This window comes from Bacillus cereus group sp. BfR-BA-01524 (assembly GCF_022662595.1).
Taxonomy (GTDB): Bacteria; Bacillota; Bacilli; order Bacillales; family Bacillaceae_G; genus Bacillus_A; species Bacillus_A thuringiensis_S.
Window position 1 is genome coordinate 13,004 of record NZ_JAKUDW010000043.1, and the last position, 16,046, is coordinate 29,049.

Genomic DNA, 16,046 nt, shown 5'->3' on the forward strand with positions numbered 1-16,046 from the left:
ACATAAAAGTTGTATTTTTCACGCATATTAATAAAAAATTTTATAGCGAGGTGTGTATATGCAAAAAGCAATTAGTTTCTTTCTCCTATTGTTTTGCCTAATTGTAGTAAACGAAACATACGCCTATTCACCAAAATCTTTACCAATCTCCCAAAACTCTGATCAATGGCAAGTGAATATTGATAAACCGAAAAAAACAAACAAGAATATGCTTCAAGCTAAAAAAAATGAATTTCAAACATATCATTTTTCAGTAAAGAATGTCGGGAATAGTGAAGTATATAATGTAAACGTCGAAGTATTCCGCAACGAACCAAATAAGAAAACGAAATATGAACTCTTTTCCCTAAAGGAAAGTCGTTTAGCAAGTGGAAAAACTGGATTTGAACACGCTAATTTACCTGTTGCTACAAAAGCGGATGAGGTTGATGTGATTATTACATGGCAAGAACACCCATTCCGATCGATGCGAAATGGTCAAAAAGTTGAATCTAGAAAATTTAAAGAGCATTTTGTTTTTAAAGAAGCTAAAAAGTAAATGGGATCCGGATATATTCACACTAACATTGATATAGCTTTATTTACTAGTACCAGTTCGTAAGCAAATTAAAAAGTCGTGGCTTAATGCCACGACTTTTTATATTAATTCGTATTAATGCCTCTCGCTGCCCAAATGCGATCGATATCAGCAGCATGTTGTCCGCCATATAAAAGAGCATCCGCTTGCTTAATCGCTTTCGCTCCATCACTGAATTTAGAGTTTGGTGTTAATGACCAGTGTGATTGTAAAATGATTTTCGTTGCTACATCACGGCCAAAAGCTTGTGCCATTTCGTATTGACCTTGAGCCCAAATTTCACCATCATCATGCACTTCATTCGTTATATCTTTCGGATATACTTTATTCGTATCTAATCGGCGTAAGCATGTTGGATCTGAACTAGAATAAGCTGTCGCATCCCATTCTCCAACACATGCTTTACCATATCCAGTAGTCGATACTGCATCTTCATATGTAGCACCTAAGAAGTCGCCAAATCCTTCTCCCATCGCTCCACCTTCTGCTGAACTACCAAAGCCAGGAACTTGGTTATCTTGAATCGAATGCCCATACTCATGTGCGATAATACCAGCATCTTCTGCATCATCAACACCGCCAGTACCGAAAGTTAAAGCTTTTGTTGATGGAGAATAGAATGAGTTATCATCAGTTGTACCATTAACATTCACTTTTATCGAACGGTTATTAATATTTTTAAAACCTAACCCTTGAATATAACGCTGTAATGTATCGATATGATAATACGACATCACATCTTCAAAGCTATCATTTGCACGTGTATAGTTAAATTGTAAGTTTGTAGATTTTGTTTTTGCTTTTGAAGAAATCGTTACATACTCTCCAATTAAAAATCCTGTTCCATCTAAGCCTTTTAACGTAACAGTCTTCAATTGGTTCGTTAGAGCTGTTGAATCTGCATCATTATTATCTTTTAAGCCTACTTTACTACCGCTAGATACGACTGGGTTAGGTAAAAATACTTTTCCTGACCCTTCAGCTTTTCGGTTTATATCAACCTTTTTAATTAACTTTCCATTTTCTGCATCAATAAATGTTTCCCATGCACCAAATGGATTATTAGAATGGACTACAACTTTATATACTGGACGAGCAATTCCTTCTTCAACAATATATCCGAACTCTTTATCTGTAGGAGCCCATAAATTTTGCTCACTTGCTTCTCCAACATACGCCATTGATTTTTGTATTGCATCTTTTTCACTAATTTTTGTCGTTACTTCCTTCACACCTGTAACAGGCTGATAATCAGAAACAGCGAGTACTCCCTTTCCCTCTCCGTTAAGCGTAACTGTTATTTGTTTTGAAAATACAGGTGCACCATTAACAACTTGTTGGAACCTAACATATGAAGCTACTGACGTTTCTGTTGTAGAAATATATTGCAAGTCTGAAAGGTCTGTTTTCAATCCATACTGCGCAGCATTTTCTTTTAAATATTCAGTTGCTTTTTTCTGTGGCGAATAAGCTTCTAACTTTACTTGCTGTTGTTTTTCCAATGCCGAAACCGTAGAAATCGTCCCCATTACTAACGGTACAGTCATTGCCATTGCCACCATTTTTTTATTAAACATAGAACCACTCCCCCTAATAAAGTAGCTCAACCTTATCCCATTACCACTAGGCAATCATTCCCCACAAAATGGGGGGATAAAAATTGAATCTACGAGTAATTCTCTATAAACACTTCTATTACCTTTTTATTTAGGGTAAGTGAAATTTTCTCAATATTTATGTGTAAAGTGAACACAATACTTTAGAAATATATTTCTAAAGCAATTCCTTAACTCTTAAACTTTTTAAATGACTTTGTAAAAAATAGGCTACTTTTTACCTAACGGTAGGTTGAAAAAAATATTAATGAATGATACGATTTATATAACCTTTTTTTAGGAGGCTTTATTATGAGCAAAAGTGAAGAAACACTCTCTTCAATTATGGAAGCAAGCTATCGACTGTTTGCCGGACATGGTATTACCAAAACGACTTATTCAATGATTGCTGAAGAAGTCGGAATTGCTAAACCGTCCATTTATTATTACTTTAAATCTAAAGATGCATTAATCGAATGTATTTTCACAGAATTATGTGCTGCGATGCAGTTTTCTTCCTTCTTTCATACAGAAGAGTTTACGAAAGAAAATTTTATTGAGAAATGCATTGAAATTGGATTCAAAATAATTGATGAACAGCAGAACGATCCTTATTTTAATCGTGTGTTGCAAGAATATGTATTACTATCTTCAAGAAATGATATGTACAAAGATCGATTACTAACTGTGCAAACAGAATATTTACAAGGATTTGAATCCCTCCTTACAAAAGCAAATGAGCTTCAATTGATTGAAAATAAAAATCTAGTTTCAAAAGCTCATATGTTAGCATTAGTGCTTGATAATGTCGGGAATTTTATGATGTTACATGTGGATATAGATTATAGACAAATATGGATGGAAGCTGTAAACAGTATTTTTGAAAGAAGGGATTGAATTGAATACTAAAAAACGAATTATCGGCTTAGACTTTGCTAGAGCTTTGGCGATGTTTGGTATGCTGCTTGTTAATTTTATGGTGATAACAGGTGCAGAAGGAAATGGTCCCCCATTTTTAATAACTTTCATGTCACTTTTTGAAGGTAGAGCTTCTGCCTTGTTTGTTATACTTGCTGGAATTGGCATATCTTTAATGACTAGATCATCTGTTGCTAGCAATGAAAAAATAAAAATTTCTAATAGCCGAAAAATCATCTGGAAACGGGCACTATTCTTATTTATTTTAGGATTATTTTTATACGTAATGGAGTGGACTGGGGATATATTACACTACTACGGTGTTTACCTTTTCGTTGCTGCATTACTCATTACAGTCCGAAAAAAAGCATTACTCTTGTTATCTATTATTATCCTACTCTTGGCACAATCTCTTCAGCTTACTTTCAATACTTTCGAAGGTTGGGGAGGTCCTACTCTATTTATAAACTATGTAGACTTCTGGACAGTAAACGGTTTTCTTCGCAATTTATTCTTTAATGGTTATCACCCTTTTTTCCCTTGGTTTTCATTCTTCTTAATCGGTATGATAATTGGCAGATTAGATCTTCATAATAAAAAGATTAGAGATAGGTTGCTCTTGCTCGGTATTACATTCACCATACTGATAGAACTTTTATCAAAAGGGCTCACGCATTACTTCATTCCACACATTGGCAAAGAAGCTGCTACATTTTTGTTTAATACAGGACCCATTTTACCAAATATATTATATATTTTATCTGCTACAGGATCCGCTATTGCTATATTAATACTTTGCCTCTATATCACTGAAAAATATGAAAATAATTGGTTTGTTACTTCCATTATACAAACAGGTCAATTAACATTAACTCATTATGTAAGTCATGTATTTATCGGGATTGGGACATTAATTCTATTCAATAGAATGGAACATCAAACACTACTTTTCGTTTTATTATTTGTTACTGTATTTTTCATTTTCAGTATTTTGTTTAGCGTATTATGGAGAAAGAAATTTTCTAGAGGACCTATTGAATGGATTATGAGGAAATTAGCTAGTTAATTTACCTCCATACGAAAAAGGAAGTTGGAATCATTCCAACTTCCTTTTTTCTTTAATTAGCTGCACTTAATTTAATTCTAAGCTTTGTTTCACCTAAAGAAAGTTCATCGTCTTCGTTCGTTAAGTGACCAAATGTAAATTGTTTAACAAGTAAGTTTTCTTCCAATAAATCTTTATGGTTCGTTAACGTTCGTTGTAGTTCTTCTTCTGTATCGAGAATCACATCGACTCGTAAATTAACTGGTAAATTCAACTGTTTACGATATTCTTGAACCGCACGAATGAATTCACGCGCTACTCCTTCTTGTAACAATTCTTCCGTTACATTCGTATCTAACATAACCGTATATTGTCCGTTAGTCGTATTAGAGAATCCTGATTTTGCAACTTTTTCAACTAACACATCTTCAGCAGTTACAACTACTTCTTCTCCTGGTGTTGCTTCGTAAACTGCTCTTTCTGTTGATACAAAGTTTTGTACTTCTTCTTGTGATAATTGTTTTAGCCAACCATTCACTGCATTCACATTTTTACCGAATTTCGGCCCTGCTGTTTTAAAATTGAGCTTCAATTGATATGATGTGTATTTTGTTTCATCGAGTTCAACATGGAACGCTTTTACATTTAACTCATCCATAACGATATCACGATAAGATTCCCAATCCATATCATTCTCGTTATGCTCAAGTAATACCAGTTCTGCTAGCGGCTGTTTTACTTTTAAAGAATGCTGATTACGGTTACTTCTTCCAAGTTCAACAACTTGTAAAACAGCATCCATTTCCGCTTCTAATTTCGGCTGAAGTAGTGATTCATTTACAACTGGATAATCAGCTAAATGAACGCTACTTCCTTCTAAATTAAGATGAATGTCTTCCGCGACAAACGGTGTGAATGGTGCAATTAATTTACTAATTGTTACAAGTACTTCATGAAGTGTCTCATACGCAGCAGCTTTTTCAGCGTTCATACCAGATTCCCAGAAACGATTACGTGAGCGTCTTACATACCAGTTACTCACTTCATCTACAAGTGCTGCAATTTCACGAGCTGCATTCGTAAATTGATAATCATCAAGTGCTGTTCTCACTTTTTTCGTTGTACTATGCAATCTTGATAATACCCATTCATCCAATTTCGTACGCTTTACATCATACGTTTCTTTCGGGTTATATTCATCTAAATTTGCATATAAAACGTAGAAGCTATACACATTGACTAATGTATCTACAAATTTAGATTTCGCTTCCAGTACGGTTCTTTCAGAAAAACGCTTCGCATTCCACGGAGCACTATCAACAAGTAAAGCCCATCTTAGCGCATCTGCACCAAACTTATCTACTAAATCAACTGGATCTAGTGCATTCCCTTTACTTTTAGACATTTTCTGCCCTTCTTCATCTAAAACATGCCCTAGTGATAACACTCGTTTATACGGTATTTTTCCTGTATACAGTGCTGAGACTGCTAATAAACTATAAAACCAGCCGCGTGTTTGATCAATTCCTTCTGCAATAACATCAGCTGGAAACTGCTCTTCAAATAACTCTTTATTTTCAAATGGGTAATGATATTGTGCAAATGGCATGGAACCACTATCAAACCAAACATCAATTACTTCTGGTGTACGATTCATTGTGCCTCCGCATTTTTCGCAGCAGACTTGAACTTCATCTACATAAGGCTTATGCAATTCTAAATCTTCCGGTGTTTCTTTCGTACTATGCTTTCTTAATTCGGCAATGCTTTTCGGCGCAAACTGATGATCACAACTTTCACATTCCCATACGTTTAATGGCGTTCCCCAATATCTATTTCGGCTAATATTCCAGTCCACCATATTTTCTAAAAACTTACCAAAGCGTCCATGTTTCATATGATCCGGATACCAAGTAACTGAATCATTATTTTGTAAAAATGTATCTTTAATTGCAGTTGTTCGGATTAACCAACTTTCTCCTGCATAATAAAGAAGTGGTGAATCACAACGCCAGCAATGTGGATAGCTATGTTCATATTTTTCTTTATGATATAGTAAACCTTCTTTCGCTAAATAACGAACAATGTCAACGTCACAATCTTTTACAAATTTACCTTTCAAAAATGGTACCGCTTCTGTATACTCACCTTTTTCATCTACAACGTGCAAGAATGACAATCCTTCACTTTGAACAACTCTATAATCGTCCTCTCCATATGCTGGAGCAATATGAACAAGTCCTGTACCACTATCTGCCGTTACAAACTCTGCTGCGATAACGCGGTAACCATTTGTAACTTCTTTCATCGGAAATGGCGCTGTATAAGATGTGTTTAATAATTCTTCGCCTTTATGAACAGATAATACTTCATAGTTTTCTTTTAATACTTCTTGTACACGTTCTTTCGCAACAATGTATACATGACCTTCTTGTTTTGCTTTAACATATTCCATATTTGGATGTACAGCAAGCGCTACGTTTGCTGGAAGTGTCCAAGGCGTTGTTGTCCAGCCTAAGAAATACTCATTTTCACTATCTTTCACTTTAAACTTCACAGTTGCACTTAAATCTTTTACTGTTTTATACCCTTGTGCAACCTCATGTGAGCTCAATGAAGTTTGGCAGCTTGGGCAGTATGGTGAAACTCTATGCCCTTTATATAACAATCCTTTTTCATGGATCGTCCCCAAAATATGCCATACACTTTCAATATATGGATTCTCTAAAGTTACATATGGATCATCCATATCTACCCAATAACCAATACTTTCAGTGAATTCACGCCACTGCTTTTCATATGTGAAAACACTCTCTTTACACTTTTGAATAAATGGTTCAATGCCATATTCTTCGATCTCATGTTTACCAGAAATACCAAGTTGCTTCTCAACACCTAGTTCTACAGGTAAACCGTGTGTATCCCATCCTGCTTTTCTTACTACTTTATAACCAGCCATCGTTTTATATCTTGCTACTAAATCTTTAATTGCCCGACCAAGTGCATGGCCGACGTGTGGTAAACCGTTCGCCGTTGGTGGTCCTTCATAAAACACAAACGATTGTGCGCCTTCTCGATTCTGAATTGATTGTTCAAAAATGCTTTGTTCGTTCCACTGCTTACGAATACGTGTTTCTCTCCCTACAGCTGACTCTTTTACATCTACTTTCTTCATCTACAATCACTCCTTTGAATGTTTTAAAAGCACACAAAAAACCCGTCCCTATGAAGTAGGGACGGGTTTACCCGCGTTACCACCCTAATTCTATTAGCTTTTTCACTAATAGCGCTTAGCAACGTACTATCATACGTGTTCTTTGTAACGGTAGACATCCGTCCGGGCTTACTCACTTTCAGCCTCGGCTCCTCGGAGATGATTTTCAAATAACGTCTGCCCACCGGCTTTCAGCAATATACCGGCTCTCTGGAGAACAGTTCACTATTTTACTCTTTCTCGTCTTCAGATTTGTATACTTTATTAAAAGTTATTTTATGCCATTTGACAACTAATTGTCAACTAATTCAAAATATATTCTTATCCTTATCCCCTATTCTTATACAATTACTTTTCAAATTCTCGCAATGCTGCTAAATTTTCATCATCCTCAATAAGTTCAGCAAAGAATCCCGATTCATCCTCACGAAGGACAATTTCAAGCTCTTCCTTCGCCTCTTCATTTCTATTTAACTGCGCTAAATAACAAGCACGATCATATCTTGCTAACAAATCACTTGCATCCATTGTTAATACTTCATTTGCTATTTTTTCTGCCTTTAGTGTTTGGCCGGCACCATGATATGAAGACGCTAAAGAAAGAAGAATTACTGTTTCATTTCGATGATGTATAGAAGCATTTTCTAATACTTGAATTGCCTCTTCAAACCTTTCTTGACTTTGGTACATTTCTCCTAAAGCAAGAAATGCTCTACTTACGAACGGTGTTTGCTCCGTTAATTGTAAGGTAATCTTTTCTGCTTTTCTTTCTTCCCCTGCTTTAAAGAATACTTGTGCTTGCAGAAGAAGAGTATCATAATCATCTGGTAGTTCTCGAACCATTTGCTTCGTTAATTCCAAAGCATCTCTTAACATATCTTCTTCCTCGCACTCAACGAAAAGATTTACAAGTTGCTTCGCTACTTCATAATCCCATTTATTTTCTAGTGACGTGTGCAGAATCTCTATCGCTTCTTTATTCATCTCTACATTCTCATAAAATAGCGCAAATCGCTGTGCTGCCATACTATTTTTCGGATTTAACTTTAAAGAGATTTCATATAAATCAATTATCATAGTAACCATTGAAATTTCTTTCGCACGATTTTTCATACGATAAAAAGCTCTCGTAATGATAGATCGTTTCGGCTGTTCATGCAGCTGGCGTTCAATCCATATTTCCGTAACCGCAGCTGCAGCATACATGAATGCTGTACTTCTTTCTGCTTTTTTCACCTTTAACGTATGAAGAAAATCTCGTATGTTAGACAATTTTTTATGTTGCTCTACTGCTTTTACATAAACATCAAATATACGTTCATTATCAAAATCTTTTTGTATTACTTTCATTGCAACTTCAATTGCTTTTACATTTCTTTTTTTCACTAATACTTTTGCATAATGATATAGAACTTCTATATGCTCACCATCTAATTGTAGTGCGTATTCAATCTGTGCTTGTTCTTTATCTATTTCATTCATCGCTCCGTACACATATGCAATCGCATCTAAACGCCATATTTCAGGTACTTCTTCCTCTAATTGTTCTAGTTCAGTTAGCAATTCTTCCTGAAGATTCATATCTACTGAAAGCTGTGCCAAATATTCCATATTAATATGCAACGGCTCTTCCTTCATCGCCTGAACCATATGACTTTGTTCTTTAGAACGGTTTTCTTCTTTTTCGTATATTTCCGCAAGCTGTAAATGTACACCTACGAAATTCCCATCAAGCTCTAAACATGTTTCATACGCTTGTTTTGCTTCCGTCAATTGCCCTAATGCCATAAGTGTTTCACCAATTCGGTAATACGGTAATGCCGTTTCCTTTTGTTCTATCGCCTTATTATATCTTTTCATCGCTTGGCCGTACTGTCCAATAGATTCATATAAAATACCTGCATAACAACCGTACTCACTTACTTCATTTCTTTCTTTGTGTAAAGTTCTTAAAAACGCTATACCTCGTTGTACAAATTCCGTTCCTTTAATTCGATTCACATATTCATCTAACGCACTTGCTACATTATAATCGCTTTTCTTTATACCATTTTCTAACTTAGATAGCGCTACTTTAAACCCTTCTTCATTTCCACCAAGTTCAAGTTCAGCATCCCATAAAACCATTCCTGCATTCATGAGGAAATCTTGGCTCTTTTCAATTTGCTTCTCAAGACCAAGAATGTATTCTTTTGCTTCCTTGTATTGTTCTCTTGCCATATACACTTGTGTAAGTCCGAAGTGAGAATAAACATCCTCATCGTTTTCTTCTAAAGCACGCTTATACAATACTTCTGCTTCTTCCAAGCTATCATTTTGAAAATGATAGTCACCTAATTTTACGTAAAGAGGTGCTTTATCATCACAATTCTCAATACCGTTTAATAAAATTTCTTTCGTACCTTCCTCATCCTTCAAATCAGATTCGTATATTTCCGAAAGTTTCGTATAAATGTAAGGTGCATTACTATCCAAATAAATCGCTACTTTAAGCCCTTTTATTGCTAAATATAATTTTCCTAGTTGATGTGCACATCTCGCTCGTTCATACCATACATGTGCTTCATATTTATACTCTTTTAACAAGTCATTAAAGATTTCATATGCTTCTTCATATCTTTCTAAATCTATTAATATTAAACCGTGATTCGTTAAAGTGAACCTTTCAGGACTGCGCTCTAACGCAACTTGTGAATATTGCAATGCTTTTTCAGATTGATCAATATACATATAGGATAAAGCGAGAAAACTCCAAGCAATAGGCTGATCTGCGTCTAATTGTAACGATGAACGAAAGCTTGAAATCGCTTCTATATAAATTTCCTGCTCAAAAGCATATCTTCCGTTTATTAAATGATATAAAGCACGATTATTTTTCTTCTCAACGCTTGTCAGCATTTGCTCCGCTTTCTCTACTTCCTGAAGACGAATAAAACACTGTGCACCATGCAATTTAACAAAGTCCGAGTTCGGAAACTTTTCCATTAACTTATCGATACAATATAAAATAAATTCTTTATCTACTTCAACATCTAAGTGCTTTATCGTATATAACCACGTATTTGGATTATCGCTCGTTTCTTTTAAAAATTGTACTAAGTTACTAATTCCCTCTTTATCCTGTTCATCTAAATGATCCGTAAGAGAAAAAATAGATTTAAAATAACGATTTTCTTCCTCACTTAGAAACGCTAGTTGCGCCTTCTTTTCTTTCGGAACAAACGTGATTGCTAAACAGCCTGTATAACGATATTTTTCTTGTAATTTACTATATTCTACAAGAACTGGTTCTATAAAGTTTGGATCTTGAACATAGAAAGCTTGCAATGTATCATCATATCCAGATAGAACTTGTACGTGTGAAGCATGCTCAATATCTATACTTAATAAAACAGGAATTCCTTCATCAATCAGTCTCTTATAATTCTCTTCATTCCCTTTAAAATAACGATATTCATAACCTAATTCTTCTAAATAAGAAACAGTATCTGAAAACTTCGATCCTGTCATATCAAAAATAAACTCTGCTATTTCATCTTGTGTACGTGTCTCTCCCCATATACGCAACATCATCTCTAAACTTGTCGGAACACAATAATTATCCTTTTGTACAATAGGAACTATCGGCAAGTGAACCTTTTTTCCATCCGGATTTTTTTCTAAATTATGATATAAAGATTCTTTTAAACTCTTTTCTTCTTTTAATAGCTTTTGTAAATCTGCAAATTTATTCATTTTGTACAGCGCTTCTGCACGTAAATGTACAAAGTAAGTGTTATAAGCATGATATGGCAGCTGAGTATTTATGTTATCTATTACCGCTAACATCTCTTCATATTGCTCTAAATCTAATAAATACTTTACCTTCTCAAAATGAAAATATGGTACTTGTGGGAACTTTACAATCGCATCATTAATTAACTGTATCGCACGTTTTTGTTCTCCTTTATTTGCATACAATTGTGATAATAAATAGGTAGATAACTCTTCACAATCTTCATGCTGCATGCCAGCAATAAATTGTTCTTCCGCTTTCTCCCATTCGCCTGTATGCATATAAACGTAGCCCCATTTATCAAACACTACGCGCGTACTGTACTCCTCTGCTTTTTGCATATACATTAGCGCTTCTTCGTTTCTTTTCATTTCTAAAAGACATCGTACTAACGTAAAATATGTTTTCGCTAAAAAATCGGCATCTATTTCTTCTTTATTGCTCTCTTCTAAAGTTTCTTTTAACAGCTGCTCTGCTTCAAGAATTTTCCGCTCATCAATTAACTCATCACAATATAAAGAGAGCGTTCTCATATTTGGGAATTTTTTATAAGCGTAGCGAATGAGGAATGAACTGTATTGGTGCATAAGCCCTTCATCAGTAAGACGAATTAATATGTCAAACTCCTTATGCGAAGGAATATTAGCAAGCCACTTCTTCACATAGGATAAAGTATTCGTTTCTTTTATATATGCAATTTCATTATTTATTTTCTGTAATCCGTCTACAAATCTCTTATCTTTCAAACACGCTTCTAACTGCTTAAAATCTAGCATGCATTCACCTCGAATTTATATTTAAACTGCTACTTGCTTAGATTTTACACACCATATAGTATGTATTCAACTAAAATCTCTTATAATAGATGGTATTAATTAATATTATTCAAATTTATAACAAAATATAGTAAAAATGATTATTTTTCTCCGTATTTTGTTTAATTATATGGAATAACGTAACATGCGGTTTTTATCTTGTAGAAGCTGAAATCAGTACATAAAATTATATTGGCGATAATTCAAATATATCAGCGATTATATGTCGAATATCGACTTATCGACATTAAACGACAATTCTGATATATCATATCTTTTAACATACTATATCACCAAATGTAATTTTCATATTCGGAGCATACACTAAAGAAGAATACACATGAAATATTTTATAAAATCGTAGTTCAGCTTCATATTGAGTTAGCGCATTATCATATGTTAATCCTCTGTCTATTAAACGTTCTATAAATTGCTGCTTATCACCTGGATTCCCTGCAATCCCCTCTTCTTTTAATGAATGATACAAACTTTGTTTATCATTATGGTGCATATTAGAATCTAAAAAGTTCACTTTATCACTTACTCTACACTCAATATTTTTCACACCTAATTCACTTAAATACATCGGTATTTTCATACCAATATTTCCATCTTTTCCACTCCTCTGCGTGTCACTTTCAAATAAATTCTGCAAAATGCCTAGCTGGATAATTTCCGATTGGTTCTCTCCATCCAACGTGTATGAAGACATATTTGATATCCAATGTGGTTCAAAACAGATTATTTTCCCGCCACTTTTAACTGAATGAATCATTTTTTGTAGCATCGTTTTTGGTGAACTCATATGTAATAAGAAGGCATGACAAATTGCTATATCGTATGTATCGTTCAATTCAATTTCTATAGCATCTCCCTCCAGAAATTCTGACTCGTACGGAAGTAAACGAAACAACTCTCTCGCTTCAGCTAATAATGTTTCTCCACTATCAATGCCTGTATACTTTGATCCTTCTGGAAGTAAAGGCATTAATAATAAGCCTAAATAACCATACCCACAACCGTAATCAACAATATGTACGGGCTTAGTAATCTTCCAAACCATATTTACTAAAAAGCGGACATAATCGTCGTTGTAATATAAATCTCTTGTGTTTTTTAAATACGTTAGTTTACTGTTCCAATCGTACGTTTCCAAGTTCAACGCCTCCTTTTTATATATGACATTACAATTCTCCATTTAATACGGACATTCCTACACCTGAAACAACTCTATAAAAGTTTAGATTTAATAAAATAAAACTTCTACTTTCACATTTTCTATGAAAATAAATAGGCATACATATCTACTACGATACGTATACCTATTTGTTTTACATCTCCTCAGGAGCATCCACCCCAAGTAGACGTAATCCTTCTTTTAATACAACTGTCACAGCATACACTAATGCCAGTCTACTGTCTTTCTCTCCGTTCTCTTCTAATATACGAACATTACCGTAATATTTATTGAACGATTGTGCTACATCTAATACATATTTCGAAATAATCGATGGCTCATTTTTATTGAAAGCTGCTTCAATTACTTGTGGGAATTTGTTTAGTAATTTTACGACACTCCAGCTATGGTCGTCTTTTAAAGCAAACGTACATGTTTCAAATTCTACACTTTCTTTTCTTAAAATAGAGCAAGCACGTGCATGTGTGTACTGTACGTACGGGCCTGTTTCTCCTTCAAATTTCAGCATGTTTTCTAATGAGAATTCAATATTGTGCATACGCTCATTTTTTAAATCGTGGAAAATAACCGCCCCTACACCGACTTGCTTTGCTACTACTTCTTTTTGTTTTAAGTTTGGATTTTTCTCTTCAATATTTTGTTTTGCAAGTTCGATTGCTTCCTCAAGTACTTCTTCAAGTAAAATAACTCTTCCTTTACGTGTCGACATTTTCTTACCGTCTTTTAATATGAAGCCAAACGGTACGTGTTCCATACCATCAACCCAAGTGTAGCCAAGTTTTTTTAATACAGTGAAAAATTGATTGAAATGTAAGCTTTGTTCTGGACCAACAACATATAGCGTTTTATCAAATCCATAAGTGTTTTGACGATATAAAGCAGCCGTTAAGTCACGCGTTGCATAAATCGTCGCACCATCTGACTTTCTAATTAAGCATGGCGGCATACCTTCTTCTTCTAAATTAACGACTAATGCGCCTTCTGATTCTTCCAGTAAGTCGTGCTCTTCTAAAATCCCAATAAAGTCTTCCATTTTATCATTATAGAAAGCTTCGCCTTGAAAATTAGTAAATTCCACACCGAGAAGTTCATAAATACGAGAAAATTCTTTAAGGGACTCATGACGGAACCAATTCCAAAGCTCTACCGCTTCTTCATCACCTTCTTCTAATTTCTTAAACCAAGCACGTCCTTCTTCTTCTAATTCATCATTCTCTTTTACTTCTACATGAAACTGAACATATAACTTAAATAGCTCACGTATTGGATCCTCTTTCACTACTTCTTCATTTCCCCATTTTCTATATGCGGTAATTAACTTTCCAAACTGTGTTCCCCAATCACCAATATAATTGATTCCTACAACTTCATAGCCACATTTTTCAGCGATATGCTTAAATGAATTACCAATCATTGTAGAACGTAAATGCCCCATCGAAAAAGGTTTCGCGATATTAGGAGAGGAATAATCAATTACTACTGTTTTTTCACAGCCAAAGTGGTTTTGACCGAACTCTTCTTTCTCCGCTAAAACTGTTTTTAATACTGCATCACTTACAGTTTCACGATTGAAAAATACATTTACATACGGACCAACGGCTTCTACTTTCGTAAAAAACGGATCATTTAATTTCTCAGCAACTTCCTTTGCGATAAGAGCTGGTGCTTTTTTATATTGCTTCGCTAATGAAAAACATGGAAACGCTGCATCTCCAAATTCATCTTGTTTCGGTGTTTCGATTAAATCTAAAATTTGATTTTGCGTTAATTCATTTACAAAAATATTCGATAAACTTTTCGCAAACTGTGTTTTATATTCCATACTACAACCTCCTTATTTTTTAAACACAAAAAACTCGTCTCTAAAAAAGAGACGAGTTTGAACCCGTGGTACCACCCTTGTTGTTCGTTACGAACCACTTTCCCGTTTATAACGAGGACAGGGGGCCTCGGCTTTCTCTACTATTCGTTCAAGAAGCATCTCCGAAGTGCGCTTCATCTTTTTCTTCCGTACTAGGCTCACACCATCCCTAGCTCGCTTTCCTTCTAAAAAAGATTACTCTCTTCATCACAGACAGTATATTTAATTAATTATTGCTTATTATACATCTTTTCAAACAATTAGCAAGGGCCAATTACACCAAAGTGAAACTTAGCACTTTTTCTTTTGTATACATGAAAATTGTGTTTTTCAAATCTAGAACTACGGAAATGATCTTTTAATACGACACGCTTTCTCGCCACTCGCTTCGCCTCCGCAATTGTTTCGTCAGTAATATCATGATACAAAGCGAAATGTTTTAACCCTTTAATTCCGTCAGATTCTATGACAGTTTCTTCAAACATCGGATCAAGGTAAACGACATCGTAACTATTGTCTTTACATTGCGCTAAAAATGAAAAATGCTCCGTTTGCTTTACATTAATTCGTTGCATTGCCTCATCAATTTCAGAAACGGATGAAGACCATGTTTTCAAACCATTCCTCATGATATAAGCCATATATTCGTTGCCTTCAAGTCCTGTTACTGTTCCACTTTCACCAACAACATAACTAGCTACAATACTATCTGATGCCATGCCGAGCGTACAATCTAACACTGTCATTCCGCTCTCTAATTTAGCAGCTTGTACAAACGGATCGTGCTCTCCACGCATTAACCTTTTTACACGAAACATCGCTGAGTTCGGATGAAAGAAAAATGATTCTTCCGTACCTTTCGGATAAATAGCTAATCGGTTCTTTCCTACGACAAGTACATCTTGTTCATACTGCTCATGTAATTTATGCACTGGTATATCATTACGTGAAATGAAAGAACGATTTAATTCTTCCGCTACCCTTTTTGCATATGCTGTCATTTCTTTATTTGTTCTTCCTGCTGTTGTTACTATCATTCTTTCACCTC

At 34.8% G+C, this 16,046-nt stretch carries 9 protein-coding genes and 2 other annotated features; of the genes, 3 read left to right on the forward strand and 6 right to left on the reverse strand.

Annotated elements, in window-relative coordinates; all coding sequences use genetic code 11:
* Positions 1-58: 58 nt before the first annotated feature.
* Entirely contained in the window at positions 59-538 is a 480-nt protein-coding gene (locus MR170_RS16645; RefSeq protein ID WP_242308701.1) for a hypothetical protein, read from the forward strand.
* A gap of 104 nt (positions 539-642) precedes the next feature.
* On the opposite strand, the gene MR170_RS16650 is transcribed toward MR170_RS16645, so the two are convergent.
* A complete protein-coding gene (locus MR170_RS16650) occupies positions 643-2,154 on the reverse strand; it encodes a M36 family metallopeptidase (RefSeq protein ID WP_242308703.1) in 1,512 nt (503 codons plus the stop codon).
* Between the two features lie 330 nt (positions 2,155-2,484).
* Here MR170_RS16650 and MR170_RS16655 point away from each other — a divergent pair, with 330 nt between their 5' ends.
* Both MR170_RS16655 and MR170_RS16660 read left to right on the forward strand, forming a co-directional pair.
* On the forward strand, positions 2,485-3,069 hold the full coding sequence (locus tag MR170_RS16655; RefSeq protein ID WP_000045218.1) for a TetR/AcrR family transcriptional regulator: 585 nt from the start codon (positions 2,485-2,487) through the stop codon (positions 3,067-3,069).
* Between the two features lies 1 nt (position 3,070).
* Positions 3,071-4,156: a DUF418 domain-containing protein gene (locus MR170_RS16660; RefSeq protein WP_242308705.1), complete on the forward strand. Its 1,086-nt coding sequence runs from the start codon at positions 3,071-3,073 to the stop codon at positions 4,154-4,156.
* 52 nt (positions 4,157-4,208) lie between these two features.
* Here the strand turns inward: MR170_RS16660 and ileS are convergent, their stop codons facing one another.
* From ileS to MR170_RS16685, 5 genes are all read right to left on the reverse strand, one after another.
* The gene (gene ileS, locus MR170_RS16665; RefSeq protein ID WP_242308706.1) at positions 4,209-7,310 is read right to left on the reverse strand and encodes an isoleucine--tRNA ligase; all 3,102 of its coding nucleotides are present in this window, start codon (positions 7,308-7,310) and stop codon (positions 4,209-4,211) included.
* Positions 7,311-7,364: 54 nt separating this feature from the next.
* Positions 7,365-7,605, reverse strand: a binding site (T-box leader).
* Between the two features lie 92 nt (positions 7,606-7,697).
* Complete coding sequence (locus MR170_RS16670; RefSeq protein ID WP_242308707.1) at positions 7,698-11,900, reverse strand: C39 family peptidase; 4,203 nt, start codon at positions 11,898-11,900, stop codon at positions 7,698-7,700.
* A gap of 316 nt (positions 11,901-12,216) precedes the next feature.
* A complete protein-coding gene (locus MR170_RS16675) occupies positions 12,217-13,095 on the reverse strand; it encodes a class I SAM-dependent methyltransferase (RefSeq protein WP_242308708.1) in 879 nt (292 codons plus the stop codon).
* A gap of 175 nt (positions 13,096-13,270) precedes the next feature.
* Positions 13,271-14,959 carry an arginine--tRNA ligase gene (argS, locus tag MR170_RS16680; protein WP_242308710.1) on the reverse strand — a complete coding sequence of 563 codons (1,689 nt, stop codon included), beginning with the start codon at positions 14,957-14,959 and terminating at the stop codon, positions 13,271-13,273.
* Between the two features lie 44 nt (positions 14,960-15,003).
* Positions 15,004-15,218 (reverse strand) — a binding site (T-box leader).
* 40 nt (positions 15,219-15,258) lie between these two features.
* Positions 15,259-16,035 carry a class I SAM-dependent methyltransferase gene (locus tag MR170_RS16685; RefSeq protein WP_098629192.1) on the reverse strand — a complete coding sequence of 259 codons (777 nt, stop codon included), beginning with the start codon at positions 16,033-16,035 and terminating at the stop codon, positions 15,259-15,261.
* Between the last annotated feature and the right edge of the window lie 11 nt (positions 16,036-16,046).

Coding starts and splice junctions, on each gene's coding strand:
- MR170_RS16645 (WP_242308701.1), top strand. CDS start 59: ATGCAAAAAGCAATTAGTTTCTTTCTCCTATTGTTTTGCCTAATTGTA.
- MR170_RS16650 (WP_242308703.1), bottom strand. CDS start 2,154: ATGTTTAATAAAAAAATGGTGGCAATGGCAATGACTGTACCGTTAGTA.
- MR170_RS16655 (WP_000045218.1), top strand. CDS start 2,485: ATGAGCAAAAGTGAAGAAACACTCTCTTCAATTATGGAAGCAAGCTAT.
- ileS (WP_242308706.1), bottom strand. CDS start 7,310: ATGAAGAAAGTAGATGTAAAAGAGTCAGCTGTAGGGAGAGAAACACGT.
- MR170_RS16670 (WP_242308707.1), bottom strand. CDS start 11,900: ATGCTAGATTTTAAGCAGTTAGAAGCGTGTTTGAAAGATAAGAGATTT.
- argS (WP_242308710.1), bottom strand. CDS start 14,959: ATGGAATATAAAACACAGTTTGCGAAAAGTTTATCGAATATTTTTGTA.
- MR170_RS16685 (WP_098629192.1), bottom strand. CDS start 16,035: ATGATAGTAACAACAGCAGGAAGAACAAATAAAGAAATGACAGCATAT.